The organism is Franconibacter helveticus LMG 23732, from assembly GCF_000463115.2.
Classification (GTDB): domain Bacteria; phylum Pseudomonadota; class Gammaproteobacteria; order Enterobacterales; family Enterobacteriaceae; genus Franconibacter; species Franconibacter helveticus.
In genome coordinates this window covers 1-24211 of the sequence record NZ_AWFX01000039.1, presented here as the reverse complement: position 1 = coordinate 24211, position 24211 = coordinate 1, and the positions used below count along the sequence as shown (strand labels likewise).

The following is a 24211-nucleotide window of genomic DNA, read 5'->3' as shown; positions in this document are numbered from 1 at the left end:
ATGCATCTTCATATTATGAACATGCAGGTCTAGTTTCCCCGCTTTAATTCAGCCAGCTTTTCGTGCTGGCTGAAGGGTAAAACTCCTCATTCTTTTGCATTTGCAGGCGTAAACGCATAAACCGCTTTTTTACTCTGTTTAATAAAGGGGCGCTCGACCCACCGGTAAGTCAGCATGCTGACGGATGCGGTAATCAGCAGGCTGATGATTACGCCCGGTATAAAGCTCAGATGCGTCCAGGTAAAAATGCAGGCATAGACAACGCCATGCAGCAAATAGATGCTGTAGCTGGCGGTGCCTGCCAGTCTTAACGGCATAAACGTTAATAAGCCCAGTAGCGACGCGCCGGAAGCGACCGAAATAAAAAGCGGAAACAGCATCGGCGCGCTGTAAATACTGTAGGCCTTATATTTCAATCCCCAGACCATAATCACCAGCGAAGCGATGGCGAATAAGACAAAGAGCTTGTTCACCAGCACCCTTTTTAGCGCCGGGTAATATTCATGCAGCAGCGCGGCCAGAATGCCAAAGCCAAAACAGAGCGCAAGCGTAGCGTTTTTCTCGTTAATGATACCTAGCTTACAAACGGCGGCTATCGTTATAATCGCCACAGCCAGGCAGGCGACTTTATTTCGAAAAAGACAAATAAAAGCAATGATGGCCGGGAAGGCGAGGTAAAACATCCACTCATAAGCCAGCGTCCAGATAACGCCGGCGACAATCAGCGAACCCCGATAAACAGGGGTGAACGACACCGGCTCCACAAAACCAAACGTTAGCCAGGAGACGATAAAACGCAGGATCTCCGCAAGCGTTGTCGACGGCTTAAGCCCCATGGCAAAGGAAACAAAGAGCACCGCCACCAGGACAAAAAGGTATTGCGGAACGATGCGGGCAAACCGCTTGTAATAAAAAAGCGGAATGTTGATGCCGTTATTTTTAATGCCGTGATTACCGAAAAGATAACCTGTTATCATAAAAAAAAGCATGACCGGCACATAGCCAAATGAGGCCAGCAAAATTAACGGGTAGTCATTCTCTGTTGAAAAGAAATGATTCCCTTCGCTCAGCGACCAGCTTCCCTGATGATAATAGTTATAAGCAAAGACCGAATGGTGTAGCGCTACCAGCAACGCCGCAAGGCCTCGCAGCGCATTAATATGGTTAGAACCCGGATCGCGATATTCTGAATCAGCCAGTAAAGTGGATTTTTTATAAGAGGCCAGCCAGAACGGCAACAGAGCGGCAGCCATAAACAGCAGATAAGCTGCAAGAGCGTACATTTTTTTCTCGCTTACAGGCTCTAAGGCGTGCAGAGGAACCAGGATAGTAATAGCGTAGCGAAGGGCGGTAAAAAGCAAAGCGCGAAAAATGAAATACAGATTAAGGCTATGCCCTTATTCACGATCTAAAGGAGTTGGCCGCCGCTAACCTTTTACATATCAATAAGTAAATATAAGCGGCCGCCCGCAGAAAAAAACCTAAGAATGGGGTTTATCTACCGGCTCCACTAATTCAGGCCCCTGGTTTTTTACATTCCCCACCGCTCTTGTTACCGGATGCCAGGCGAAAGCGTCGGCAGGCAGCGCGCCTTCATGGGCAAGCTCATCCGCCCGCTTAGCGGATGTGTCGGGGTGCAGCCAGGCAAGGGCCGCTTCGGGCGTTAACACCAGCGGACGACGATCGTGGATATCCACCAGCCCTGCATCTGCGGCAGCGGTGACGATGACAAACCCTTCGGCTTCACTGTTGGCGTCAAACGGCGTTTTGCCAATCGCAGCGAAACAGAGCGGCGCTTTATCCTCGCGATAGATAAAGTAGGGCTGCTTTTTATCGCCCACACGCTGCCATTCATACCAGCCATCAGCGAAAACAATGGCCCGGCCGTTCTGCCACAGCGGTTTAAACATCCGGCTTTGCGAGGCGGTTTCCACGCGGGCGTTAATCAGCGGCGCTTTATGCCACCACTCCGGGGCGTAACCCCAGACCACGGGATCTAAATGCAGCGTATCGTTTTCATCCATGCTGAGCAGCAAAACGCGGCTGCGCGGGGCAACGTTGTAGTGGGCGAGCGGCTCCGGGTCCCAGGGAATATCACGTTCAAAATTCTCGGTGAAAGGGGCAAGGTATTCTTCCCGGCTTCGCGTTTGCGCGAATCGTCCGCACATGGCCGTCTCCTTAAAGCAGAAATAATGATTAAGTATAGGGCACAAAATGCGTGGCCCTGCGCGAAGCAGGGCCGGGAGGGCGTTAACGCTGGATCAGGTAGCGGATGGTTGGCCCGTCTTGCTGAATATCCAGCACCGTATAGCCGTGGTTGCGGGCATCAAGCGGAATGTTGTTGATCGACTGGGGGCAATCGCTCACGACTTCAAGAATTTCCCCTTTCCTGAGCTGCGGCATGGCTTCAAGGGTAGCGACCGCCGGGTAAGGACACGGCTCGCCGACCATATCGAGCCGGTAATCAGGAACCCAATTTTTCATACGCTCTCCTTAACAGGTTGCGAAGCGACAGTACGGGCCGCGCGGAAAAAGCGTTTTTCCCAGACGATCACAAAAAGCAGCGCGGCGAGCAGCAACAGGTAGGTGACCAGCAGGCCGCCGAGCGGGCCGAAAGCGGTAAGCAGATTCACCTTATCCCAGCGGGTGGCAAGCGCCGGGGAGATATCGTCCCAGAAATAAGCCAGAAGCGTGGAGCCAATGACGTTGCCAAGGCCCACCCACCAGTAATGCACCTGGCCTTCCACGGCGCGGTACATCCAGCCGGTTTCGCAGCCGCCCGCCAGCACGATGCCGAAGCCGAAAAGCAGCCCGCCGATCGCGGCGTTAGGCCCGGCCCACATGATCTTCGGCTCCGCGCCAAGCTGCACATAGCTAAAGATGCCGATGGCGCTCGCCGCCATGCCGAAGATAATCGCCTTCGCCATATGGGTGCGCCCGGTTATCCACATATCGCGAAACGCCGAGGTAAAGCAGATTTGCGCGCGTTCAATCAGCAGCCCAAAACCAACCCCAAAAAGCATCGCCAGCCCCAGTTTCGGCATCTGCATGGCGGTAAGCAGCGCCCAGCCAACGGCGCCGATAAACACCAGCATGCCGAGACGAAAACGGCGGCGCGCCTGCGCAAGATTCTGGGTGAGCGGCGAGGCGCTGGAGACCTTTTGCAGCTTCACCGGAATACGGAACATCGGCAGCAGCGTAAAGCGGGCGCCCGCCCAGGAGCCGATGGCGGTAGCAATAGCGAAAAACCAGGCGTGGAGAGAGAACTGCGGAATGCCGGTGAAAAAGGCCGCCAGGTTACACCCCATGGCAAGACGGGCGCCAAAGCCTGCAATAATGCCGCCGGCTACCGCCTGGATAATACGGATACGATGCTGCGGCAGGCGCAGCTTCACGTTGTTCGCCCAGAGCGCGGCGGCGAAACAGCCAGCGAACATGCCGATAATCATCCGCCCGTCGATGCGGGTGAGGGGCGTTCCCTCAAGGTGGATAAGCTTAAAGTATCCCCACGTCTGCGCCTGTACGCCCATCAGTTGCAACAGCTGTCCGCCCCAGCGGGTAAATTCGCCGGTCACGGCCCAGAAGGTGCCGGTGAGACCGAAATAATAAGTGGAAAGAATACCTGCTGCGATAACGGCGGGAAAAGGAGACCAGAACGTAATGAGATAGTGTTGTTTAAAGTATTGCCATGACATGAAACTTTAGCCTCTGAACTCAGACGGAACTAAAACGCGCCCGGGCGGGCGCAAGGAGTCGAGATAGTACTCCCCGCAAGCGCGATGCCCAGCGAAAAAAAGCGAAAACTTCGTCTCGATCAATTTTTGCGGCGCTCCGGAGTAATGCTGGCGAGCTTACGGCTTTAATGCCACACTCCTTTTTCTTCGCAGGGAGGAAAAACGAATGAAAAAATTGATGCTGTTAACCGCATGGCTGGCTTTATCGGGTTGTGTGCAGGTGAGTGATTATAATGAGGTTGTTAAAGCGCCCGCGCCCGCTGGGCTTGCGGGATACTGGCAGAGCCAGGGGCCGCAAAGCGAACTGGTAAGCCCGCAGGCGATAGCAAGCCTGGTGGTCACCGCACAGGGCGATACGCTGGATTGCCGCCAGTGGCAACGCGTTATTGCGCTGCCCGGCAAGCTGATGCAGCGGGGCGGCGACCTCTACAACGTGACGGTAAAACAGGAAGTTTATGACCTTGAGCGGGCAGGCGATACGCTGGAATACGCAGGCATGACGCTTAAACGCGTGGCGCGCCCGACTGCGGAATGCGCGGAGGTGCTGGCGAAAAGCCCGCTTGCCACGCCGCTGCCTTAATGCGGCTGTTTATCTGACGCACTCCTGGCGCAATAAATGGTAAGCCAGCCCGCGTTTGTTGCGGTCGTTTTGAGAGGGCGTGTCGGCGAGCGCGCTCGACGTGCAGGGTGTTATTACTCCCTTCGCCAGCCGACGAGGCGATTAACGGCGTCGGAGCGTTGTTAATGACGAAGCATAAGGGGAACGCCTGTTCCTTTTTTCGGGATTTTCGTCGCAGCAGGAAAGCCGGCGAGCTTTATTGCCTCTATGCTCCGGCAGGCTGTCAACACCGTTCGGAGCATGGAGGAAGGCGGTCATTGTCCTGAAGGCGCCCCTGGCACTAAAAGCATACCAGAGAGCCGGCCATAGGTATGGTTAAGCGATTGCTGACGGGATGATTGCCCAATCAAGGAGCTGAGCTCATCAAGCCGTTTTTTTAACAACAGCTTCAGTTGCTCTTCATTATCCAGCGTTTGTCTGAGATAGCCCGCAACCAGACTCTGAACATTTTTTGGCAACCCTTGTGGAGTTTCGGATCCCATTACAGTTTCGACACTCTGGAGGTAGACAACTTCCTGTTCCAGTAAAAGATCCCATTCACCTCGCTGTGCAAGTTCAAGCAGCGACTGGCTGAGCAACGCAATCTGTTGCCAGCGGTTAATAAACTCCACATAAGGCGACATCAAATGGACTCCTGCGCGGTGTGGTTTGGAGAGATTTGCTTCCAGGCTTCTGCAATATTGGTGAGCAAGTGTTCCACTTCCTCGATCGCCTGGGTATCGTTACGCAAATTCGCCTGCAATAAGCGCCGAATCATGTAATCGTACAGAGAAGAAAGGTTATCTGCGATCTCCCCGCCTTTCTCCTGATCCAGCCCCGCCTTGAGTCCGTTATCGATAATGTTAATCGCTTTACTGAGCGCTTCGCCTTTAGCAACGGTTTCGCCCTGTTGCATAAACAGACGCGCGCGCACCAGCGCGCTCATCGCGCCGTCAAATAACAGGGTTATCAACTGATGGGGACTTGCGCTCATGACGGCGCTCTCCACGCCGATTTGAGCATACGCTTTTGTACCGCTCGCGGTATACATATCAACCTCTTATCATTACGAACTGCTGCTCATCGATTCAAACTGCTGAGACAGGTAAGAACTGGTGTTGTTTAACTGGCTCATCATGGTGTCGAGCTGCGTAAATTGCGCTTTATAGCGGGCCATGGTGTCATCAATACTCTGGCTTACTGAGAGATATTGCTTCGTCAGTTTCTTCAGCGTCGAGTTGATACTGTCCTGCGCGCTGTCAATAATGCCGTCATCCGCGAGGTAGCCTTTTACCTGTGTAGCGACTTTGGTGGTGATGCCTGTGGTTTTGCCATCGCCAACCAGCAGTTGCTGTACATCAACTGACTTATCGGTAAGCGCCGTTTTTAATTTGGCGTCATCGATTTTCAGCTTGCCTGTAGAAGCATCCTGAGTGATGCCTATCTGCGTCAGGGTCTGGAAACTGCCGCCGTTGCCTACATCCGTGAACTGCGCGCGAATGCCTGTCTGGATCGTGCGTACCGCGCTGTCGCCAAGCAGGGCGCCGTTGCTGGTGTCTTGCGCGTCCGTACCGGCATCGACGGAGGTGTACTTGGTCAGCGAACCAATGGTATCGACCAGCGAGTTATAAGCATCGACCCAGGTTTTAATCGCGCTTGTCGCTTTGTCGTTGCTCTTGCTGACAGTAACGGTGACGTCGCTGACGACTTTAGAAAGATTGAGCGTCACGCCCTGCGGCGCATCGGTAATGGTGTTGCTGCTGCGAACGATATTAATGCCGTTAACGCTTAACTCTGCGTCTTTCGCCTCGACAATTTGTTCCACGCCGCTGCCGGTCACATCCGGATTATTGAAGCTGATGAACTGATTGAGCGTGTCGTCTCCCGAAACCGAGATGCTCATTTTATTGGCGGTGCCGGTTTCGCTGGAGGTCAGCACCAGCTGGAAATCATTATCTTTGAGCTTAACAATACTGGCTGAAACGCCGCCGTTGGCGTTGTTGATAGCATCGCGAATGCCTTCAAGCGAGGTCTGGTCTTTCGTCAGCTTAATTTCTAACGGCTTTTCTTTACCGTCCTGCTTGATTACCAGCGTGCGTTCTTCGTTGCTGTTGCCTTGCGCCGCTTTTGAATCGGTCACGGTTGCCGTCGTGCGTACCGATTGCGCTTGCGCCAGCTGGGTCACATTAATCTTATAGGTGCCTGCCGCTGCGCCTGCGGTGGTGCTGACGGTTAAGTCTGTGCTGTTGCTGGTCGCCGTCGTGCTTTTAAATAAGGAAGCGTCATTTAATGCCGTATTGGCTGTCTGGAACTTTTCAAGTGAGCTTTTCAGTGTGCCATAGGCCGTAAGCTTGGCCGAGAAGCTACTCTGCTGGGTTGAAATCGGGGTCAAACGACCTTTCTCAGCGGTTTCCAGGTTAGTCAGCAACGTACTCAGCGGCAGGTTTGAACCCACGCCTAAAGAAGTAAAAGCAGCCATGCGTGATCCCTTTTTATGCAAATAGTGGTTAAGCACGGTATCGGCAACAGAAGAACAAAGTTTAGAGGTTTATTTATTCAGTTAATGGACCGAATAGTGGCTAATAGAGAGGCTATTTCGCCCTGGAAAAAAAAGTCGTGGGAAGTACAAAATTTTCTAAAGTTCGAATTTAAGGTGCCGATACATGGGTTACGGTGCGAAACCGTGGGCAACAGCCCAACAACATCAAGATGTAAATTGATAAGGAAAAGATCATGGCACAAGTCATCAATACTAACAGCCTGTCGCTGTTGACCCAAAACAACCTGAACAAATCTCAGTCTGCTTTAGGCTCTGCTATCGAGCGTCTGTCCTCTGGTCTGCGTATTAACAGCGCGAAAGACGACGCTGCCGGCCAGGCGATTGCTAACCGTTTCACTGCGAACATCAAAGGTCTGACCCAGGCTTCCCGTAACGCGAACGACGGTATCTCCATCGCGCAGACCACTGAAGGTTCTCTGTCTGAAATCAACAACAACTTGCAGCGTGTTCGTGAGCTGTCTGTTCAGGCGACCAACGGTACTAACTCCGACTCCGACCTGAAATCTATCCAGGCTGAAATCACCCAACGTCTGCAGGAAATCGATCGCGTTTCTGGTCAGACTCAGTTCAACGGCGTGAAAGTGCTGGCTTCTGACCAGACGCTGAAAATTCAGGTTGGGGCGAACGATGGCGAAACTATCGATATCAACCTGAAAGAGATCACTTCCAGCACCCCAGGCCTGGGCAACCTGGACGTGACCAACAAAGGTCTGGACCTGAGCAAGCTGTCTTCTGCTGCTCTGACCGAAGCTAAGCCATCTTCAAGTGTTGCTGGCGTGAGCAAAACTCTGGTTGGCGTTGATAAAGCAACTGCCAGCAACTATGAGCTGTATGTTGACGATGCTGATGCAAGCAAAGTTTACGTAGGTGACGGCACCGATTACTATGCAGTAGATGGCTACAATAAAGATACTGGCGTAGTTTCCTTCGATGGTTCTACTAAGATAGGCACGCCGCCGACTGCAACTAAAGTTACTGCTGGGCAGACTGTTAACATCGACGGTACCACCGTCGCTGATGCTGACGACCTGACCCTGACCAACACCGAAGCAGCTGCATCAACCAGTTTCTCCGTGGACGAAGATGGTAAAATGTACGTCACTGTGGGGTCTAATACCTATAACGGTACGCTGAACCAGGCGACTGGGGTTGTTGAGTATGACAGCAGTTCTACAGCTGTGTCCCCAGCAGGTACTGAAGCGACTGTCACCACTGCAGACGTTATCGGCAGCACAACTCCAGCGGTTAAGCTGAACACCAGCGGTATCACCGACCTGGGTGATAACCCGCAGGTGTTCTCCGTTAAAGGCGGTGGCTATGTAATCAAAGGTACCGAGAATGGAGCTGATGCTTACTACAGCGCAACCATTAAAGATGACGGTACCGTTGTTAAAGGTGACGAGCTGAACTCTGACCCGCTGGCTGCGATCGACAAAGCGTTGGCACAGGTTGACTCCCTGCGTTCCGACCTGGGTGCGGTACAGAACCGTTTCGATTCCACCATCACCAACCTGGGCAACACCGTAAACAACCTGTCTTCTGCACGTAGCCGTATCGAAGACGCTGATTACGCGACCGAAGTTTCCAACATGTCCCGCGCGCAGATCCTGCAGCAGGCTGGTACTTCTGTTCTGGCTCAGGCTAACCAAACTACTCAGAACGTACTCTCTCTGCTGCGTTAATCCAGCGATTGAAATTTGGGAAGTTGAAGATAATCAAGGCAGCGAAAGCTGCCTTTTTTTTCGACCGGAGCAAGCGTAATGAAAGAAATAGTGATTAACGAACCTGCATTTGTGCGTTCATTCAGCTGTACGGGAGGAGCCTGCCGCGACCATTGCTGTAAGGGTTGGCAGATTACGCTTGATAAGCAGACAGTAAAGAAATACACCACCAGCAAAGACTTTATTATCCGCACGATCGCGGAGCAAAGTATTGATATTGTAAAAAAGAGCCAGCAGGACTGGGGTATTGTAAAGTTTTCACCACAAACCGGGAACTGCCCTTATTTCGATGAGGATCGGTTATGCCGGGTGCAGAAAAGTATGGGGGCTCAGGCGTTAAGTCAAACCTGTTCTGTTTTCCCACGTTCGAATCGTGTCTATAAAGCGGAGGTTCAGCATTCGCTGAATATTTCCTGCCCGGAAGTGGCGTCAATTATTTTTAGCGATGCGGATGCAATGCGTTTTTCTGAGCGCGTCGTATTGCAGGATAAATTCAATAACACCGGGCCTGCTCGCGCGCAAAACAAGCTTCTTAACCTGTTTTGTCTGAGCCTGATTGATTTTGTTGAAACGGATGTTGAAACGGGTCTCTACGCTATCATCAAGTTTCTTATGTTTATTGAGAAAATTGAAATAATTGATGATGCTTCGCTTGTTGAAATTGAAAACGCCTATGCCATTTTAGCCGGGCAGTTACAGTCGGGCGAAATGAAACAAGAGTTGGCCGCACTTAGTACCGATAAAAAAGTGAAAGTATCGTTGGTCTTATTAATGCAGGATTTCTTTCGCAAAAAAGCGACGACCCGTGGCAGCGGCGTGCTTAATTATTATATCGATTACTTATTACATGCGCTCTTCGCACAGCAGGATGCGGGTCTCGAAGAAAAAATTACTGCTATTGAAAACGCCTGGCAAGAAATCGTGCTGCCTTCTTTTGAAGAGAGCGCGTTCGCCATCAAAAACTTTATTCTTTATAAGTTCTGGCAAAACAATTTCCCTAACTATCAGGGCGTGCCGCCGCTGCGTGCGCTCTATATGATCGTAGCCGAATATTACTTTATTAAACTTCTGGCTTCGGCTTGTGCGAAGCATAAAGGTTCGATAGAGCGCGACGATTTGGTGAATATTGTCTACAGCTTCCATTCGCTAAGTCAGCATAACAAAGCGCTGACCGAGACGTTTTATGGTCATATCGAAAGCGTGAGATCGGGTGACGATCTCTCTATGATCCATCTTCTTGGTTAATCATCAACGGCAGGTTCTCCTGCCGTTAAAATGTTTATATCATTGAAATATATAAATAAATCCGCTGGGTGTCGTCTTTTTTTCCTGCTATCTGGTTAACAAAAGTCAAATAACCCTCCTTTTGTGTCTTTATTCATTCGATAGATACCCCTCCAGAAACGGATAATCGTGCCGATAACTCAATTAACGCAGGGCTGTTTATCGTGAATTCAATGTATACCGCTGAAGGTGTAATGGATAAACACTCGCTGTGGCAGCGTTATGTGCCGCTGGTGCGTCACGAAGCATTGCGCCTTCAGGTGCGGCTGCCGGCGAGCGTGGAACTGGACGATCTGCTTCAGGCGGGCGGTATTGGCCTGTTGAACGCGGTCGAACGCTACGACGCCCTGCAAGGAACGGCATTTACCACTTACGCAGTGCAGCGTATTCGTGGCGCGATGCTGGATGAACTGCGCAGCCGTGACTGGGTACCGCGCAGCGTCCGACGCAACGCGCGCGAAGTGGCGCAGGCGATAGGCCAACTGGAACAGGAACTGGGACGCAACGCGACGGAAACCGAAGTGGCGCAGCGCCTGGATATCCCGCTCGAAGAGTACCGGCAGATGCTGCTCGATACCAATAACAGCCAGCTTTTTTCCTACGACGAGTGGCGGGAGGAGCATGGCGACAGCATCGAGCTGGTCACCGACGAGCACCAGAATGAAAACCCGTTGCAGCAGTTGATGGAGAGCAATCTTCGTCATCGCGTCATGGAAGCGATCGAATCGCTGCCGGAGCGCGAACAGCTGGTGCTGACGCTCTACTACCAGGAAGAGCTCAATCTCAAAGAGATTGGCGCGGTGCTGGAAGTGGGAGAGTCGCGGGTGAGCCAGCTGCACAGCCAGGCTATTAAACGTCTGCGCACCCGGCTGGGTAAGCTTTAGGTTGAGTTGCTCACCTGCCGGTAACGCCACACACAGCATTTATTGAGGAGTTATCATGACGGTGCAGCAACTAAAAAGACGGCCTTTGAGCCGCTACCTGAAAGATTTCAAACACGCGCAAACCCATTGCGCGCACTGCCATAAGCTGCTTGATCGCATCACCCTGGTCCGCCAGGGCGAGATAGTCAACAAAATCGCTATCGCCCAGCTCGATACCCTGATGGACGAAGCGGCCTGGGAAGAAGAGCGGCAGGCATGGGTGGCGCTTTGCCGCTTCTGCGGCGATTTGCACTGCAAAGAGCAGAGCAACTACTTCGATATCATCGGCTTCAAGCAGTACCTTTTCGAACAAACCGACATGAGCCACGGCACGATCCGCGAATATGTGGTTCGCCTGCGCCGTCTGGGCGCGCATCTGTCGCAAAAACAGGTGCCGCAAGAGCTGGCGAAGCAGGGCGATATCGACGCCCGGCTTGAAATGTGGCTGCCGCTTACCAGCACCAACAACTACCGCATCGCGCTGCGCAAGTATGCCCAGTATCTGGCGCAAAAATCTTTTCCTCCCGCGCATAAACCCGTCGTCCAGCCAGCATGTGATATATATTAAAAAAGAATAAGTTGTAGCGGAGTGGATTTTGCTTTCACTGCGAAACTATTTACACTGCGGCTTAACGTTTTGACTCTTGGGGGAAATATGAAATTAGCTACTTTTGGCCGCCAGGCGCTGATGGGCGTCATGGCGGTAGCGCTGGTTGCGGGCATGAGCATGAAAACTTACGCTGCGGAAAATCTGCTGAATAAAGTCAAAGAGCGCGGCACGCTGCTGGTAGGGCTGGAAGGCACCTATCCGCCGTTCAGCTACCAGGGCGACGACGGCAAGCTGACCGGCTTTGAGGTCGATTTTGCCGAGGAGCTGGCGAAACATCTTGGCGTGAAAGCGTCGTTGAAGCCGACCAAATGGGACGGCATGCTTGCGTCGCTCGACTCTAAACGCATCGACGTGGTGATAAACCAGGTCACCATCTCCGACGAGCGTAAGAAAAAGTATGATTTCTCCACCCCTTATACCGTTTCCGGTATCCAGGCGCTGGTGAAGAAAGAGAATGCCGGCAGCATTACCAATGCGGAATCGCTGAAGGGCAAAAAAGTGGGCGTAGGCCTTGGCACTAACTACGAAGAGTGGCTGCGCCAGAATGTGCAGGGCGTGGACATTCGTACCTATGACGACGATCCGACCAAGTATCAGGATCTGCGCGTAGGCCGTATCGACGCCATTCTGGTTGACCGTCTGGCGGCGCTGGATCTGGTGAAGAAAACCAACAACACGCTGGCGGCGGCGGGCGAACCGTTCTCACGTCAGGAAGCAGGCGTGGCGCTGCGCAAAGGCAATGACGATCTGCTGAACGCCATCAACAAGGCGATTGCGGATATGCAGCAGGATGGCTCGCTCAAGCAGCTTTCCGAAAAGTGGTTTGGCGCTGATGTAACCAAATAAGCGGCGTTTTAGCGAAAAAAGGTGCTGATTTCAGCACCTTTTTTTATTGTATTTAGCCGGGCTCGCGCCGGGTGATGCATAATAAAACGTTACGCCCTTTCTGAAACGGCAACCGGAGGCTGTATGTCTTTGCAAAATTTGACCCGCTTTGCGCGTCTGGAACTGATTGGCGCGCCGACGCCGCTTGAATACCTGCCGCGCCTGTCTGACTACCTGGGCCGCGAAATTTACATCAAGCGCGATGACGTCACGCCGGTGGCGATGGGCGGCAATAAGCTGCGCAAACTGGAATTTCTCGCCGCCGAAGCGCTGCGCGAAGGCGCGGACACGCTGATTACCGCGGGCGCCATTCAGTCTAACCATGTGCGCCAGACGGCGGCCGTGGCGGCGAAGCTTGGGCTTCACTGCGTGGCGCTGCTGGAAAACCCGATGGGCACGCGCGCTGAAAACTACCTCAGCAACGGCAATCGTCTGCTGCTGGACCTCTTCAACGCGCAAACTGAAATGTGCGATGCGCTGACCGACCCGGACGCGCAGCTTGAAGCGCTCGCAACCCGCGTGGAAGCGCAGGGCTTTCGGCCCTACGTCATTCCGGTGGGCGGCTCAAACGCGCTGGGCGCGCTTGGCTATGTGGAAAGCGCGCTGGAAATCGCGCAGCAGTGCGAAGGCGCGGTCGACCTCTCATCTGTCGTCGTCGCCTCCGGCAGCGCCGGCACGCATGCCGGGCTTGCGGTGGGGCTGGAACAGCTGATGCCCGAAGTGGAACTGGTTGGCGTAACGGTTTCACGCACCGTTGAGCAGCAAAAGCCTAAAGTGCTGGCTCTGCAACAGGCGGTGGCGCAAACGCTGGAGCTGGAAGCCCATGCCGACATTATTTTATGGGACGACTACTTTGCGCCAGCCTACGGCGTGCCGAACGACGAAGGCATGGAGGCGGTGAAACTGCTGGCCCGCCTTGAAGGCATTCTGCTCGACCCGGTTTACACCGGCAAGGCGATGGCCGGGCTGATTGACGGCATTGAGCAGCAGCGCTTTAAAGATAACGGTCCCATTCTCTTTGTGCATACGGGCGGCGCGCCGGCGCTTTTTGCCTATCATCCGCATATCTGATAACCCAGGGTGCTATTTATATAATGCAAGAAAGTATTCAACTGGTGATCGACTCCGCGCCCTTTTTGCTGCGGGGCGCGGTCTTTACGCTACAGCTTAGTATCGGCGGCATGTTTTTCGGCCTGGTGCTCGGTTTTGTGCTGGCGCTTATGCGCCTGTCTCACTTCTGGCCGGTCTCCTGGCTGGCGCGCTTTTATATTTCGATTTTCCGCGGCACGCCGCTTATCGCCCAGCTCTTTATGATCTACTACGGCCTGCCGCAGTTCGGCATTGAACTCGATCCGATCCCGGCGGCGATGATTGGCCTTTCGCTTAACACTGCGGCTTATACCTCCGAAACCCTGCGCGCGGCGATCTCCTCCATCGACAAAGGGCAGTGGGAAGCAGCGGCGAGTATTGGCATGACGCCGTGGCAGACGCTGCGCCGCGCTATCCTGCCGCAGGCGGCGCGCGTGGCGTTGCCGCCGCTCAGCAACAGTTTCATCAGCCTTGTAAAAGACACCTCGCTCGCCGCCACCATTCAGGTGCCGGAGCTGTTCCGCCAGGCGCAGCTGATAACGTCGCGCACGCTGGAAGTCTTTACGATGTATCTGGCCGCGTCGCTGATTTACTGGGTGATGGCGACCGTGCTTTCCGCGCTGCAAAACTATTTCGAAAACCAGCTGAACCGCCAGGAGCGTGACCCGAAATGAGTGCGATTGATGTCAAAAATCTGGTGAAAGCGTTTCACGGCCAGACGGTGCTGCACGGCATTGACCTGGAGGTTAACGAGGGTGAAGTCGTGGCGATCATCGGGCCGAGCGGCTCAGGTAAAACCACCTTGCTGCGCAGCATTAATCTGCTCGAGCAGCCTGACAGCGGCACAATCAAAGTAGGCGAAATCGTTATCGACGCCGGTAAGCCGATGAGCCAGCAAAAGGCGCTGGTGCGCCGGTTGCGTCAGCATGTTGGCTTTGTGTTCCAGAGCTTTAACCTTTTTCCTCACCGCACGGTGCTGGAAAACATTATTGAAGGGCCGGTTATCGTTAAGGGCGAACCAAAAGCCGAGGCCGCCGCCCGGGCGCGTGAGCTGCTGGCGAAAGTCGGGCTGACGGGAAAAGAGTCCAGTTATCCTAAGCGGCTTTCCGGTGGGCAGCAGCAGCGCGTGGCGATAGCGCGAGCGCTGGCGATGCGCCCGGATGTCATTCTCTTCGATGAGCCCACTTCAGCGCTGGATCCTGAACTGGTAGGCGAAGTGCTTAATACTATCCGTCAGCTGGCGCAGGAGAAGCGCACCATGGTCATCGTCACCCATGAGATGAGCTTTGCCCGCGACGTGGCGGATCGCGCCATTTTTATGGATCAAGGACGCATCGTGGAGCAGGGGCCAGCGAAGACGTTGTTTGCTAACCCGCAGCAACCGCGCACCCGGCAGTTCCTCGAAAAATTTCTAAACGCCTGATGTTGTTCGCCTGATACCGGCGTTAAGCCGGTGTCAGACTAAAACGCCGTAAGCAGGCGTTTCGGCGCTGAGCGCTTTTCCCTTTCCCGGGAGGGGAAAACGGGCCAGCGCCGGGTAACTATTTACGCTTTCACAGGCGCCGCCGCTGTCTATTCCCATCTTGCTTTATCGCTGCCACAGGGCGAAGGCGCCCGCGCCCAGGCAAGCGGCGTCCCTGAAAGCCATAGCGGCGGTTTAAGACGCGCACCGAGTCCGAACGAAGACCACTCGTAATAAGGCATTTCATCATGGCGGCTTCGCGGAGCGAATGCTTCCTGAGGTGGTTGAGGAAAAGCCATCAATAATGCGGCGGTTCGCGCAAGCGACAACCGCGCCTGGTAACCCTGTTGATGATGCAGCCGGTGGTAAAGCCCTTTCAACACGGCAGCCGCCATCAGGTAGCCCGTCGCGTGGTCAAGCGCCTGCACCGGCAGCGGGGTGGGCTTGTCGCCGCCTCGCCACAACATGCCCGCATGAGCTATTCCGCAGGCCATCTGAACCAGGCTGTCGAAACCCCGACGGTTGCGCCACGGGCCGCTCCAGCCCCAGGCGTTCAGCGAGACATCCACCAGGCCCGGCGCCAGCGCGCTGCGCGTTTCTTCATCAAAACCGAGCGCCGCCAGCGCATCGGCGCGGTAGCCATGCACCACCACATCGGCTTTAGCCAGTAGCTCGCGCAGTTGCGCTTTGCCTGCGTCACTTTTCAGATCAAGCCGCGCGCAACGCTTGCCTGGCGTTATCTCTTCTTCCAGCGTCGGTTCGGCCCAGTCTGGCGGGTCAATACGCAGCACCTGCGCGCCAAGGCCCGCCAGTAGCCGGGTGGCGACCGGGCCGGCGATAATACGGGTTAAATCCAGTACGCGAATGCCGAGCAAAGGTCGCGCGGCAGGCAAAGGCCAGCCGGGGGCAGGCGCAAAACCCGTGGTTTGCTGAAGAAAAAGCGGTTCGCGTGCGACCGCCAGGCCCTGAGGATGCGTTCGCCATTCGTCTTCACTGCGCATCGCCGCTGCGCAGCCGCCCGCCTCAGCAATCGCCTCTTCAAGCGTTGCGCTTTGCCAGCCTTTTACCGTAACGCTTAGCGCCTCCCGGTTGAGAGGCTTACCCAGCACGCTTTCCATTGCACGGCGGTGATGCGCGGCATTGGTGTGCAGCCTTATCCAGCCATCCTGCGTGGCGTAATCGCCAGCGAAAGGATCCCACAACGCCGGCGCAGGGCGGTTAAGCGGGCGCAGGCTCATGGCAAACCACAGGCTGGCCAGCCGGCGATCAACAACGGGGATGGACGCAGAGTCGATGAGCGAGCGTAACGTTCCGGCGACTAAACCCAGACTGGCGGCGGCAAGGTCGCTCACCGCATAACAGGAGGGCAGGGTGCCAGGAGCGGTAAAGGTAATATCAGGAAGCGGGGAAGGGTCGTGAAGCGATCGCCAGAGCATGGCATAAAGCGATACTGTCTCTGTTGGTTTACACATTTTTATCTCCTACTTATCGCATAAACCTTAGCAAGAGATTCCTTCTCATGTTGCGTTCAATGATAATGTGTACAAATGATTTCAAAGAAATGTTACGTTGTATTCGCATAATTGGACAATATTAATAACGCAGGGGAATAATCGCACAGCATGAAGGAAAGTGATTTTTTTGACTGGCGACAGGATATACTGGCTCGCTTTCAGTCAATCGAAACTGCCGATGAGATTTACGACCTGCTACACCAGCAAACGCAAAAATTAGAATTTGATTATTTCGCGCTTTGTATTAAGCATCCCGTTCCTTTCACACGGCCAAGATTAACGCTTTATTCCACTTACCCGCAGGCGTGGTTAGGTCACTATCAGGCGGAAAATTATTTCGCGATCGATCCGGTGCTAAAACCACAGAATTACCGGCGTGGTTTTCTTAAGTGGAATGATGAACTTTTTGCCGCGCCGGCAGAGGAGTTGTGGCAGAGAGCGCGTGATTTCGGGCTTCGTAAGGGAATAACGCAGTGTGTCATGGCGCCAAGCCGTACTCAGGGCTTCCTTTCCGTTTCCCGTACTCAGGCTAACGGTAAAACGTTTGCTGACAGCGAAATGGAGCTACGTCTTCACTATTTAACAGAGCTGAGCATGATGACGCTCGCGCGGATCGAAGACCCGGCAATGGCCTGCCTTGAGATGAAACTCAGCAAAAGGGAAAAAGAGATTTTGCAGTGGACGGCGGAAGGCAAAACGTCAGCGGAAATTGCTATCATCCTTGCGATTTCCGAAAACACCGTTAATTTCCACCAGAAGAATATGCAGAAGAAGTTCAATGCGCCCAATAAAACGCAAATTGCCTGCTATGCGGCGGCGATAGGCCTGATATGACATTTTCTTAGGTTCTGCGTGTCAGACAGCAAAACGGCAGCCCGCTTATCCGGCTGCCGTTTTTTATATTACTGACGGTAAGCTTGTTTAATTTGCTTAACCGTATTGCTGAAAACGGCGGCCTGCGCTTCATCTTCCATTTCAGCAATCTGCCTTTCCATTTTAATGATAACCCGACCGGCGTCCGCCTGGCCCATAGCCTGCAACATCAGGGTAATCAGGCTTTTCAGACAGGTGACTTCCTGGGCCAGTTCCTGAAGATTGTCTGCGGTAGAAAAATCTGGGGTGCTCATCTCTTTTCCTCTGTGATTGGCGCAACCAAAAGCGCGGCGAGATTATTGAGGGCGCGGAGTATACCATAAGGCGTACAAAAGTAATCATTGCTGCTTTTTTGAACGCCGATTCGCGCTGGGTTTAGCTTTGCAAAAGTAATTTTTCATACGCTACATTCCGGCAATGTGAGTAACATTTTTCACGCCGTTAAATATTATGTTTCATGCTGGTTTTTCAATGGTTAATTAATATATTCGATAATTTAGATTTATTTTTTCTTCGCTTGCTAAAATGGTTATATAAAACTAAGCTATTGAAAAGTAAGGGTGTGCATTTTTGGTGTGGCATTGTGTTGCCACTTTTGGGCCGGAGTCGTCGCGTTTTATTTCCAAAAAAAGGCGGAAACTGAACTACCGCTAACGTTTTACATTTTAAAGTTAGCTTAAAACCCGTTAATATACGGCGGATTGGCTTTATCAGCGTTATCCCTTTTCTGGAGAGTTTTCCATTGATCAACGTTCTTCTTGTTGATGACCACGAACTGGTGCGCGCAGGGATACGACGCATTCTTGAAGATATAAAGGGCATTAAAGTGGCAGGCGAAGCTTGCTGCGGCGAGGACGCCATCAAATGGTGCCGCACAAATCCGGTAGATGTTGTCTTAATGGACATGAACATGCCGGGTATCGGCGGCCTTGAGGCAACCCGAAAAATCGCCCGTTACTCTTCTGACATCAAAGTCATTATGTTAACCGTGCATACGGAAAATCCGCTACCCGCTAAAGTCATGCAAGCTGGCGCTGCGGGATACCTGAGTAAAGGCGCCGCGCCTGCTGAAGTGGTCAGCGCTATCCGCTGCGTTCATGCCGGTCAGCGTTACATCGCATCAGACATCGCTCAGCAGATGGCGCTCAGCCAGATAGAGCCTGCAAAGACGGAATCGCCGTTTGCCAGTTTGTCTGAACGCGAATTGCAGATTATGCTCATGATTACCAAAGGCCAGAAGGTCACTGAGATTTCCGAGCAGCTTAATCTCAGCCCGAAGACGGTGAACAGCTACCGCTATCGGATGTTCAGCAAGCTGAATATTCATGGCGATGTGGAGCTGACTCATCTGGCAATCCGCCATGGCCTGTGTAATGCGGAGACGTTAACAAGTCAGTGAGTGAAGTTTTTGATTCCAAATCTTTCCTGAAAACCGTGACCAGCCAGCCTGGCGTTTATCGAATGTATGACGCCAGCGGCACGGTTATCTATGTCGGTAAGGCAAAAGATCTCAAGAAGCGCCTTTCAAGCTACTTTCGCAGCAACCTCGCCAGCCGGAAAACGGAAGCGCTGGTCGCGCAAATTCAGCAGATTGACGTGACGGTAACCCATACCGAAACGGAAGCGCTGCTTCTTGAACATAACTACATCAAGCTTTATCAGCCGCGCTATAACGTCTTATTGCGCGATGATAAATCTTATCCTTACATCTTTCTGAGCGGCGATACGCACCCGCGCCTCGCCATGCACCGCGGCGCCAAGCATGCCAAAGGCGAATATTTCGGCCCGTTCCCTAATGGCTATGCGGTAAGAGAAACGCTGGCGCTGCTGCAAAAAATCTTCCCCATCCGGCAGTGCGAAAACAGCGTTTACCGCAACCGCTCGCGCCCCTGCCTGCAATACCAGATTGGCCGCTGCCTTGGGCCGTGCGTTGAAGGGCTGGTGAGCGAAGAGGACTATGCGCAGCAGGTGGAGTATGTGCGCCTCTTTCTCGCCGGGAAAGATGACCAGGTTATAAACCAGCTGGTGGCGCGCATGGAGAAAGCGAGCCAGAGCATGGAGTTTGAAGAGGCGGCGCGCATTCGTGACCAGATACAGGCCGTGCGCCGCGTCACTGAAAAACAGTTTGTTTCTAACACCGGCGACGACCTGGACGTTATCGGCGTGGCGTTTGACGCGGGCATGGCCTGCGTACATGTGCTGTTTATTCGCCAGGGTAAAGTACTGGGCAGCCGCAGCTATTTCCCGAAAGTGCCCGGCGGCACGGACTTAGCGGAAGTGGTGGAGACGTTTGTCGGCCAGTTTTATTTACAGGGCAGCCAGATGCGCACGCTGCCGGGGGAAATTCTGCTCGATTTCGCGCTGGCGGACCAGAACGTGCTGGCGGAATCCCTGAGCGAGCTCGCCGGACGGCGCGTACACGTGCAGACTAAACCGCGCGGCGATCGCGCCCGTTATCTTAAGCTTGCGCGCACTAACGCCGCGACGGCGCTGACCACGAAGCTTTCTCAGCAGTCTACTATTACCCAGCGGCTGCTGGCGCTGGCTAAAACGCTCGATCTGCCGGAAGTGAAGCGGATGGAGTGCTTTGATATCAGCCACACCATGGGCGAGCAAACGGTCGCTTCCTGCGTGGTGTTTGACAGCAACGGCCCTGTGCGGGCGGAATATCGACGCTACAATATTACCGGCATTACGCCAGGCGATGACTATGCGGCGATGAATCAGGTGCTGCGTCGCCGCTATGGTAAAGCTATTGATGAAAGCAAAGTACCCGATCTCATTCTTATTGACGGCGGCAAAGGTCAGTTGGCGCAGGCTAAAACCGTTTTCGCCGAACTCGACGTGCCGTGGGATAAGCATCATCCGTTGTTGTTGGGCGTGGCGAAAGGCAGTGACCGAAAAGCGGGCCTTGAGACGCTTTTCTTCGAGCCGGAAGGGGAGGGCTTCTCTTTGCCGCCTGACTCGCCTGCGCTGCATGTCATCCAGCATATCCGTGATGAATCGCACAACCATGCGATAACCGGGCATCGTAAAAAACGCGCTAAGGTCAAAAACACCAGCACGCTGGAAGAAATAGAAGGCATCGGGCCGAAACGGCGTCAGGTTCTGCTGAAATATATGGGCGGGTTGCAGCCTCTGCTGAATGCTTCTATTGATGAAATCGCCAAAGTGCCGGGGATTTCACAGGCGCTGGCAGAAAAGATCTACTACTCGTTGAAACATTAGGGGCTATGTAGCAACATAGCGGTAATTTTACTGACGACAGATAGTTACCTGCATTATGCGATTTAATATTCCTACGTTGCTAACCCTGTTTCGCGTCATCCTGATCCCATTTTTTGTGCTGGCATTTTATCTGCCGTTCCACTGGGCGCCTTTTGTCTGCGCCCTTATTTTTTGCTTCGCGGCCATTACCGACTGGTTCGATGGCTACCTGGCTCGCCGCTGGAACCAAAGTACGCGCTTCGGCGCTTTCCTTGATCCGGTCGCCGATAAAGTGCTGGTTGGCATTGCCATGGTGCTGGTGGCGGAGCATTACCACAGCTGGTGGATAACATTGCCTGCCGCTACCATGATCGCCCGTGAAATTATCATCTCCGCATTGCGTGAATGGATGGCGGAACTCGGCAAGCGCAGCAGCGTGGCGGTTTCCTGGATAGGTAAAGTGAAAACCACGGCGCAGATGCTGGCGCTGGTCGGGCTTTTGTGGCGGCCTAACCTGTGGATTGAGTACGCCGGCATTGCGCTCTTTTTTGTCGCCGCGGTGCTGACCTTCTGGTCAATGTTCCAGTATTTGCACGCTGCGCGGGGCGATTTGCTCGAACGGTGATCTATCCGGCGCAAAATTCAGCAAACAAACCGGCTGATGGGAAAATTTCGTTGACTCATTTCGTCAGGTAAGTAGAATGCAACGCATCGAACGGCGGCACAGGTTGCCGGGAGATAAAGAAATCAAGCAATTAAGTTAAGAAATTAAGTCTGGTTGCTTCGATAAGCGGGAATAGCTCAGTTGGTAGAGCACGACCTTGCCAAGGTCGGGGTCGCGAGTTCGAGTCTCGTTTCCCGCTCCAGATTAAAAGCGCTGGCCGTTACGGCGGGTGCGGTCTGAAAAGACAAAGTATTAAGGCGCGTTAACAAAGCGGTTATGTAGCGGATTGCAAATCCGCCTAGTCCGGTTCGACTCCGGAACGCGCCTCCACTTTCTTCCCGAGCCCGGATGGTGGAATCGGTAGACACAAGGGATTTAAAATCCCTCGGCGTTCGCGCTGTGCGGGTTCAAGTCCCGCTCCGGGTACCATGGGAAAGACAAGAATAATCAAAGCAATAAGCAGTGTCGTGAAACCACCTCCGGGTGGTTTTTTTGTGCCTGAAATTCATGTCCTGTGCATATCCTGTGCTCACGGGGTGCGATGAGCTGCAATCTTCAGCCTGGCAATGCCGAATCGAACGTGTCGCTTCCAGCATAGAGAACCAGGCCGCTTTGCCTGTTTTCCGGTACGCTTCCGGGAAGGGGGCCCGCTGAGCAAGCTGTAATGCTCTAGCCACCCTGAGTACAAAGTTGCTTAATTCGTGCAATCACCTCATCTCTGTACTTCTGGTGTCCGCGCATAGCCCGTGGATGGGCAATTCTGAAACAGATTGCATTACCTGTTTTGAACTCCCATAGCTTCCCCGGAATGACTGAAGAAGTCTCATAGCCGCCCAGCTCAGTAAGCACCTGTTTTATGATGTAGTCTGTTCTCCGGGCTCCAGATGCAAAGATGATGAAATCAGGCTCAAGGTGTTTAATTTGTACCGCCAGCAGTTTCAGTGAGGCTAATATGACTTCCTGCAATTCATTTTGAGGGCGATCGAGGGGGGTCAGTCCGTCGTAATCCCACGCCATTAGATTGGCATACACGATAGCCTGAGGAGGAATATTAAGCTCCCGGGCCAGCCGGAAATGATACTGCGTGAAGCGGCTACGTGATTTGAGGTTCGTGGTGCCATCATTTTGTACCGGAAGATGATTCCTGTAACGATCTACAGCCTCTCCAACCACCTGCCCGATGGTGACGTCAGGTATAAGTCCCAGCACCCGTGATATCGTGTTCTTACCATTCAGAGTATTCCAGCCAGCGGTTTCACGTCCAACCAGCATGATTTTTACCGGTGAGTGCCAGTATTCTTCAAAGGGCACGGGTAAAAAGACGCCTGAGTATTTATCCTCATTCAGGTTAAATGACTGGGCGTCAACTTCCTGTAATATCCGTTTGTACGCGTCTAATAGCTTTTCCATTCTTCAATCCTGCCCCGTAATAAAAACACCTTCAGATATATATTATCTCCATGATATCAATCAGATACATGAGGATAAATATGCAAAAATCCTTCCGATTCACCAATTCATCCATCAAAGCCCTTCCGGCAAACACAGATACCCGATCTACAGAGCTTGAGGTATCCGATACTGAGGTCATTGGCCTCAAATGCCTCTCAGGTCGAACGGGTAACAAACGTTTCCTCCTGCGCTACACATTCCACGGTACCAAAAAAAGTATCAGTATTGGCAGATTCCCTGAAATCGATGTGGGGACAGCCCGTCAGATAGCTCGTCGTCACAAGGAGGCGATTGCACTGGGAAATGACCCTAAAGCAGAACGCGATAATTATCGTGCGATGCCAACACTTAGTGAGTTTTTTCACCAGACCTATGTTCCGTTCATCAAACGCCATAAAAAGTCCTGGGATAAGGATGTTCAGCGTTTCACGCAATACATTGAACCTCGTCTGGGAAAGATACGTTACTGCGATCTCAGGGCCAGAGAGATACAACAGGTGCTGTTTGACATGCTGGAGGGGCGTATTCACGGGCAGCAATATGCGCCGTCTACCTGTAACAGAGCCCTTGCTATTCTGAAAACGATGGGGCGTTATGCGTTGCGACAGGATGTGCTGGAAAAGAATGAAGCCGATAAGATCCCTTTACTGAAAGAGAATAATCAGCGGACGCGCTTTTTTGATGCTGATGAGATCAGGCGCATTCTTGACGCTGCTACCCAATATCCCAACAAAGCTGCCGGGGGATTGATAGCCATGTTGTTGTTAACCGGTACACGCAAATCAGAAATGCTTAATGTCAGGCATGAACATATCGACCGGGCCAATCGTACTCTGTTCATTCCTTATACAAAAAATGGTCGCAGTCGGACGGTATATCTAAGCGATGCCGCATTATCGATTATTGATGCTATCCCACGAGTTGGCAGTAATCCGTATCTGTTCGCCATTAAGGATAATGGAAAACCGATATCGGAACCCCGATGGGCATATGAAAAAATACTGGCACAGTGCGGTATAGACAAGAATGAAGTCTGTTTTCACACCACACGTCATTCTGTTGCCTCTTTACTGGTTTCGAGTGGTCAATTCAGCCTGTATGACGTTAAAGCCCAACTGGCGCATGCCAGTATTCAGAGTACAGAACGTTACGCGAAATTAACACCGGAACGTATGCGTCAGACAGGGCAGGGAGTGACTGACCTGCTTCTGAATACTGCGGCTACGAAGCAGATGTGACTACTTTTTAGCAAACTATAAATACGGAGAATGAGGATGCATTTAAAATGCCCACAGTGTGGCAGTTGTAATACATTGATAAGTTCAGCAGGAAAACTGCCATCAATAACCGATAATAAACGCTCTGGGTATATTAGCCTGGAGTTTTTACCTGAAATACTGAAAGAAATTATTAAGGCTATTAAAAAACTATTTGGATTCCTTGAACAGTGTGAAAGGAATAATGCTCCAGTGCTTATCTGTATGGACTGTGGGTATTATGAAAGAATTTAAATAGAAAACCAATAACTGTAAATAATAGTTATGCGGATGTATAAAAACCCCGGGTAATGACTCCAACTTATTGATAGTGTTTTATGTTCAGATAATGCCCGATGACTTTGTCATGCAGCTCCAC

The 24211-nt window shown here is 52.7% G+C and carries 25 protein-coding genes and 3 tRNA genes; 17 read left to right on the top strand and 11 right to left on the bottom strand.

The window, feature by feature from the left end; all coding sequences use genetic code 11:
- Positions 1-86: 86 nt before the first annotated feature.
- The 4 genes from DW56_RS10120 to yedE all read right to left on the bottom strand — a co-directional run bounded on the left by DW56_RS10120 (position 87) and on the right by yedE (position 3695).
- The gene (locus DW56_RS10120) at positions 87-1283 is read right to left on the bottom strand and encodes an acyltransferase family protein (RefSeq protein WP_024551916.1); all 1197 of its coding nucleotides are present in this window, start codon (positions 1281-1283) and stop codon (positions 87-89) included.
- A gap of 198 nt (positions 1284-1481) precedes the next feature.
- Positions 1482-2168 (bottom strand): SOS response-associated peptidase family protein, encoded by a 687-nt coding sequence (locus DW56_RS10115; RefSeq protein ID WP_024551917.1) that lies wholly within the window; start codon positions 2166-2168, stop codon positions 1482-1484.
- A gap of 82 nt (positions 2169-2250) precedes the next feature.
- The gene (gene yedF / locus DW56_RS10110) at positions 2251-2484 is read right to left on the bottom strand and encodes a sulfurtransferase-like selenium metabolism protein YedF (protein WP_024551918.1); all 234 of its coding nucleotides are present in this window, start codon (positions 2482-2484) and stop codon (positions 2251-2253) included.
- Complete coding sequence (gene yedE, locus DW56_RS10105; RefSeq protein WP_024551919.1) at positions 2481-3695, bottom strand: selenium metabolism membrane protein YedE/FdhT; 1215 nt, start codon at positions 3693-3695, stop codon at positions 2481-2483. The genes yedF and yedE overlap by 4 nt, the downstream gene beginning before the upstream one ends.
- A 205-nt stretch (positions 3696-3900) precedes the next feature.
- On the opposite strand from yedE, the gene yedD reads away from it, so the two are divergent.
- Complete coding sequence (gene yedD, locus DW56_RS10100) at positions 3901-4314, top strand: lipoprotein YedD (protein WP_024551920.1); 414 nt, start codon at positions 3901-3903, stop codon at positions 4312-4314.
- A gap of 293 nt (positions 4315-4607) precedes the next feature.
- Here yedD and fliT read toward each other — a convergent pair whose 3' ends face one another.
- The 3 genes from fliT to fliD are packed head-to-tail and all read right to left on the bottom strand — an operon-like array spanning position 4608 to position 6811.
- On the bottom strand, positions 4608-4976 hold the full coding sequence (gene fliT, locus DW56_RS10095; RefSeq protein ID WP_024551921.1) for a flagella biosynthesis regulatory protein FliT: 369 nt from the start codon (positions 4974-4976) through the stop codon (positions 4608-4610).
- The gene (gene fliS / locus DW56_RS10090) at positions 4976-5383 is read right to left on the bottom strand and encodes a flagellar export chaperone FliS (RefSeq protein WP_024551922.1); all 408 of its coding nucleotides are present in this window, start codon (positions 5381-5383) and stop codon (positions 4976-4978) included. Before fliS ends, fliT begins: the two co-directional genes overlap by 1 nt.
- Before the next feature lie 15 nt (positions 5384-5398).
- Positions 5399-6811 (bottom strand): flagellar filament capping protein FliD, encoded by a 1413-nt coding sequence (gene fliD, locus DW56_RS10085; RefSeq protein WP_024551923.1) that lies wholly within the window; start codon positions 6809-6811, stop codon positions 5399-5401.
- A gap of 254 nt (positions 6812-7065) precedes the next feature.
- Between fliD and DW56_RS10080 the strand changes: the two genes are divergently transcribed.
- From DW56_RS10080 to tcyN, 8 genes are all read left to right on the top strand, one after another.
- The gene (locus tag DW56_RS10080; RefSeq protein ID WP_024551924.1) at positions 7066-8574 is read left to right on the top strand and encodes a flagellin N-terminal helical domain-containing protein; all 1509 of its coding nucleotides are present in this window, start codon (positions 7066-7068) and stop codon (positions 8572-8574) included.
- A 78-nt stretch (positions 8575-8652) separates the two neighbouring features.
- Positions 8653-9858 (top strand): flagellin lysine-N-methylase, encoded by a 1206-nt coding sequence (gene fliB / locus DW56_RS10075; RefSeq protein ID WP_024551925.1) that lies wholly within the window; start codon positions 8653-8655, stop codon positions 9856-9858.
- Positions 9859-10061: 203 nt separating this feature from the next.
- Positions 10062-10781 (top strand): RNA polymerase sigma factor FliA, encoded by a 720-nt coding sequence (locus DW56_RS10070; RefSeq protein ID WP_024551926.1) that lies wholly within the window; start codon positions 10062-10064, stop codon positions 10779-10781.
- A gap of 55 nt (positions 10782-10836) precedes the next feature.
- Positions 10837-11388, top strand: coding sequence for a flagella biosynthesis regulatory protein FliZ (gene fliZ / locus DW56_RS10065; protein ID WP_024551927.1), 552 nt, complete (start codon positions 10837-10839; stop codon positions 11386-11388).
- Between the two features lie 87 nt (positions 11389-11475).
- Positions 11476-12276, top strand: a complete 801-nt coding sequence (tcyJ, locus tag DW56_RS10060) for a cystine ABC transporter substrate-binding protein (protein ID WP_029589773.1) — start codon at positions 11476-11478, stop codon at positions 12274-12276.
- 123 nt (positions 12277-12399) lie between these two features.
- Positions 12400-13386, top strand: a complete 987-nt coding sequence (gene dcyD, locus DW56_RS10055; protein ID WP_024551929.1) for a D-cysteine desulfhydrase — start codon at positions 12400-12402, stop codon at positions 13384-13386.
- Between the two features lie 23 nt (positions 13387-13409).
- Positions 13410-14078, top strand: a complete 669-nt coding sequence (tcyL, locus tag DW56_RS10050; protein WP_024551930.1) for a cystine ABC transporter permease — start codon at positions 13410-13412, stop codon at positions 14076-14078.
- Positions 14075-14827 (top strand): L-cystine ABC transporter ATP-binding protein TcyN, encoded by a 753-nt coding sequence (tcyN, locus tag DW56_RS10045; RefSeq protein WP_024551931.1) that lies wholly within the window; start codon positions 14075-14077, stop codon positions 14825-14827. Before tcyL ends, tcyN begins: the two co-directional genes overlap by 4 nt.
- Before the next feature lie 149 nt (positions 14828-14976).
- On the opposite strand, the gene DW56_RS10040 is transcribed toward tcyN, so the two are convergent.
- On the bottom strand, positions 14977-16338 hold the full coding sequence (locus DW56_RS10040) for a CoA transferase (RefSeq protein ID WP_024551932.1): 1362 nt from the start codon (positions 16336-16338) through the stop codon (positions 14977-14979).
- 150 nt (positions 16339-16488) lie between these two features.
- On the opposite strand from DW56_RS10040, the gene sdiA reads away from it, so the two are divergent.
- The gene (gene sdiA, locus DW56_RS10035) at positions 16489-17214 is read left to right on the top strand and encodes a transcriptional regulator SdiA (protein ID WP_024551933.1); all 726 of its coding nucleotides are present in this window, start codon (positions 16489-16491) and stop codon (positions 17212-17214) included.
- 68 nt (positions 17215-17282) lie between these two features.
- On the opposite strand, the gene DW56_RS10030 is transcribed toward sdiA, so the two are convergent.
- Complete coding sequence (locus DW56_RS10030) at positions 17283-17507, bottom strand: DUF2594 family protein (RefSeq protein ID WP_024551934.1); 225 nt, start codon at positions 17505-17507, stop codon at positions 17283-17285.
- Positions 17508-17995: 488 nt separating this feature from the next.
- Between DW56_RS10030 and uvrY the strand changes: the two genes are divergently transcribed.
- From uvrY to DW56_RS10000, 6 genes are all read left to right on the top strand, one after another.
- Positions 17996-18652, top strand: a complete 657-nt coding sequence (gene uvrY, locus DW56_RS10025; protein ID WP_024551935.1) for a UvrY/SirA/GacA family response regulator transcription factor — start codon at positions 17996-17998, stop codon at positions 18650-18652.
- Positions 18649-20481: an excinuclease ABC subunit UvrC gene (gene uvrC / locus DW56_RS10020; protein ID WP_024551936.1), complete on the top strand. Its 1833-nt coding sequence runs from the start codon at positions 18649-18651 to the stop codon at positions 20479-20481. Before uvrY ends, uvrC begins: the two co-directional genes overlap by 4 nt.
- 55 nt (positions 20482-20536) lie before the next feature.
- A complete protein-coding gene (gene pgsA, locus DW56_RS10015; RefSeq protein WP_024551937.1) occupies positions 20537-21085 on the top strand; it encodes a CDP-diacylglycerol--glycerol-3-phosphate 3-phosphatidyltransferase in 549 nt (182 codons plus the stop codon).
- Positions 21086-21250: 165 nt separating this feature from the next.
- Positions 21251-21326, top strand: a tRNA-Gly gene (locus DW56_RS10010).
- Positions 21327-21380: 54 nt separating this feature from the next.
- Positions 21381-21454: transfer RNA gene (locus DW56_RS10005), tRNA-Cys, on the top strand.
- Between the two features lie 12 nt (positions 21455-21466).
- Positions 21467-21553: transfer RNA gene (locus DW56_RS10000), tRNA-Leu, on the top strand.
- 240 nt (positions 21554-21793) lie between these two features.
- Here the strand turns inward: DW56_RS10000 and DW56_RS09995 are convergent.
- Complete coding sequence (locus tag DW56_RS09995; RefSeq protein WP_024551938.1) at positions 21794-22534, bottom strand: hypothetical protein; 741 nt, start codon at positions 22532-22534, stop codon at positions 21794-21796.
- An 80-nt stretch (positions 22535-22614) separates the two neighbouring features.
- Here DW56_RS09995 and DW56_RS09990 point away from each other — a divergent pair, with 80 nt between their 5' ends.
- Complete coding sequence (locus DW56_RS09990) at positions 22615-23814, top strand: site-specific integrase (protein WP_001172378.1); 1200 nt, start codon at positions 22615-22617, stop codon at positions 23812-23814.
- A gap of 340 nt (positions 23815-24154) precedes the next feature.
- On the opposite strand, the gene DW56_RS23155 is transcribed toward DW56_RS09990, so the two are convergent.
- Complete coding sequence (locus DW56_RS23155) at positions 24155-24211, bottom strand: IS1 family transposase (RefSeq protein WP_003032489.1); 57 nt, start codon at positions 24209-24211, stop codon at positions 24155-24157.

Coding starts and splice junctions, on each gene's coding strand:
- DW56_RS10120 (WP_024551916.1), bottom strand. CDS start 1,283: ATGTACGCTCTTGCAGCTTATCTGCTGTTTATGGCTGCCGCTCTGTTG.
- DW56_RS10115 (WP_024551917.1), bottom strand. CDS start 2,168: ATGTGCGGACGATTCGCGCAAACGCGAAGCCGGGAAGAATACCTTGCC.
- yedF (WP_024551918.1), bottom strand. CDS start 2,484: ATGAAAAATTGGGTTCCTGATTACCGGCTCGATATGGTCGGCGAGCCG.
- yedE (WP_024551919.1), bottom strand. CDS start 3,695: ATGTCATGGCAATACTTTAAACAACACTATCTCATTACGTTCTGGTCT.
- yedD (WP_024551920.1), top strand. CDS start 3,901: ATGAAAAAATTGATGCTGTTAACCGCATGGCTGGCTTTATCGGGTTGT.
- fliT (WP_024551921.1), bottom strand. CDS start 4,976: ATGTCGCCTTATGTGGAGTTTATTAACCGCTGGCAACAGATTGCGTTG.
- fliS (WP_024551922.1), bottom strand. CDS start 5,383: ATGTATACCGCGAGCGGTACAAAAGCGTATGCTCAAATCGGCGTGGAG.
- fliD (WP_024551923.1), bottom strand. CDS start 6,811: ATGGCTGCTTTTACTTCTTTAGGCGTGGGTTCAAACCTGCCGCTGAGT.
- DW56_RS10080 (WP_024551924.1), top strand. CDS start 7,066: ATGGCACAAGTCATCAATACTAACAGCCTGTCGCTGTTGACCCAAAAC.
- fliB (WP_024551925.1), top strand. CDS start 8,653: ATGAAAGAAATAGTGATTAACGAACCTGCATTTGTGCGTTCATTCAGC.
- fliZ (WP_024551927.1), top strand. CDS start 10,837: ATGACGGTGCAGCAACTAAAAAGACGGCCTTTGAGCCGCTACCTGAAA.
- tcyJ (WP_029589773.1), top strand. CDS start 11,476: ATGAAATTAGCTACTTTTGGCCGCCAGGCGCTGATGGGCGTCATGGCG.
- dcyD (WP_024551929.1), top strand. CDS start 12,400: ATGTCTTTGCAAAATTTGACCCGCTTTGCGCGTCTGGAACTGATTGGC.
- tcyL (WP_024551930.1), top strand. CDS start 13,410: ATGCAAGAAAGTATTCAACTGGTGATCGACTCCGCGCCCTTTTTGCTG.
- tcyN (WP_024551931.1), top strand. CDS start 14,075: ATGAGTGCGATTGATGTCAAAAATCTGGTGAAAGCGTTTCACGGCCAG.
- DW56_RS10040 (WP_024551932.1), bottom strand. CDS start 16,338: ATGTGTAAACCAACAGAGACAGTATCGCTTTATGCCATGCTCTGGCGA.
- sdiA (WP_024551933.1), top strand. CDS start 16,489: ATGAAGGAAAGTGATTTTTTTGACTGGCGACAGGATATACTGGCTCGC.
- DW56_RS10030 (WP_024551934.1), bottom strand. CDS start 17,507: ATGAGCACCCCAGATTTTTCTACCGCAGACAATCTTCAGGAACTGGCC.
- pgsA (WP_024551937.1), top strand. CDS start 20,537: ATGCGATTTAATATTCCTACGTTGCTAACCCTGTTTCGCGTCATCCTG.
- DW56_RS09995 (WP_024551938.1), bottom strand. CDS start 22,534: ATGGAAAAGCTATTAGACGCGTACAAACGGATATTACAGGAAGTTGAC.
- DW56_RS09990 (WP_001172378.1), top strand. CDS start 22,615: ATGCAAAAATCCTTCCGATTCACCAATTCATCCATCAAAGCCCTTCCG.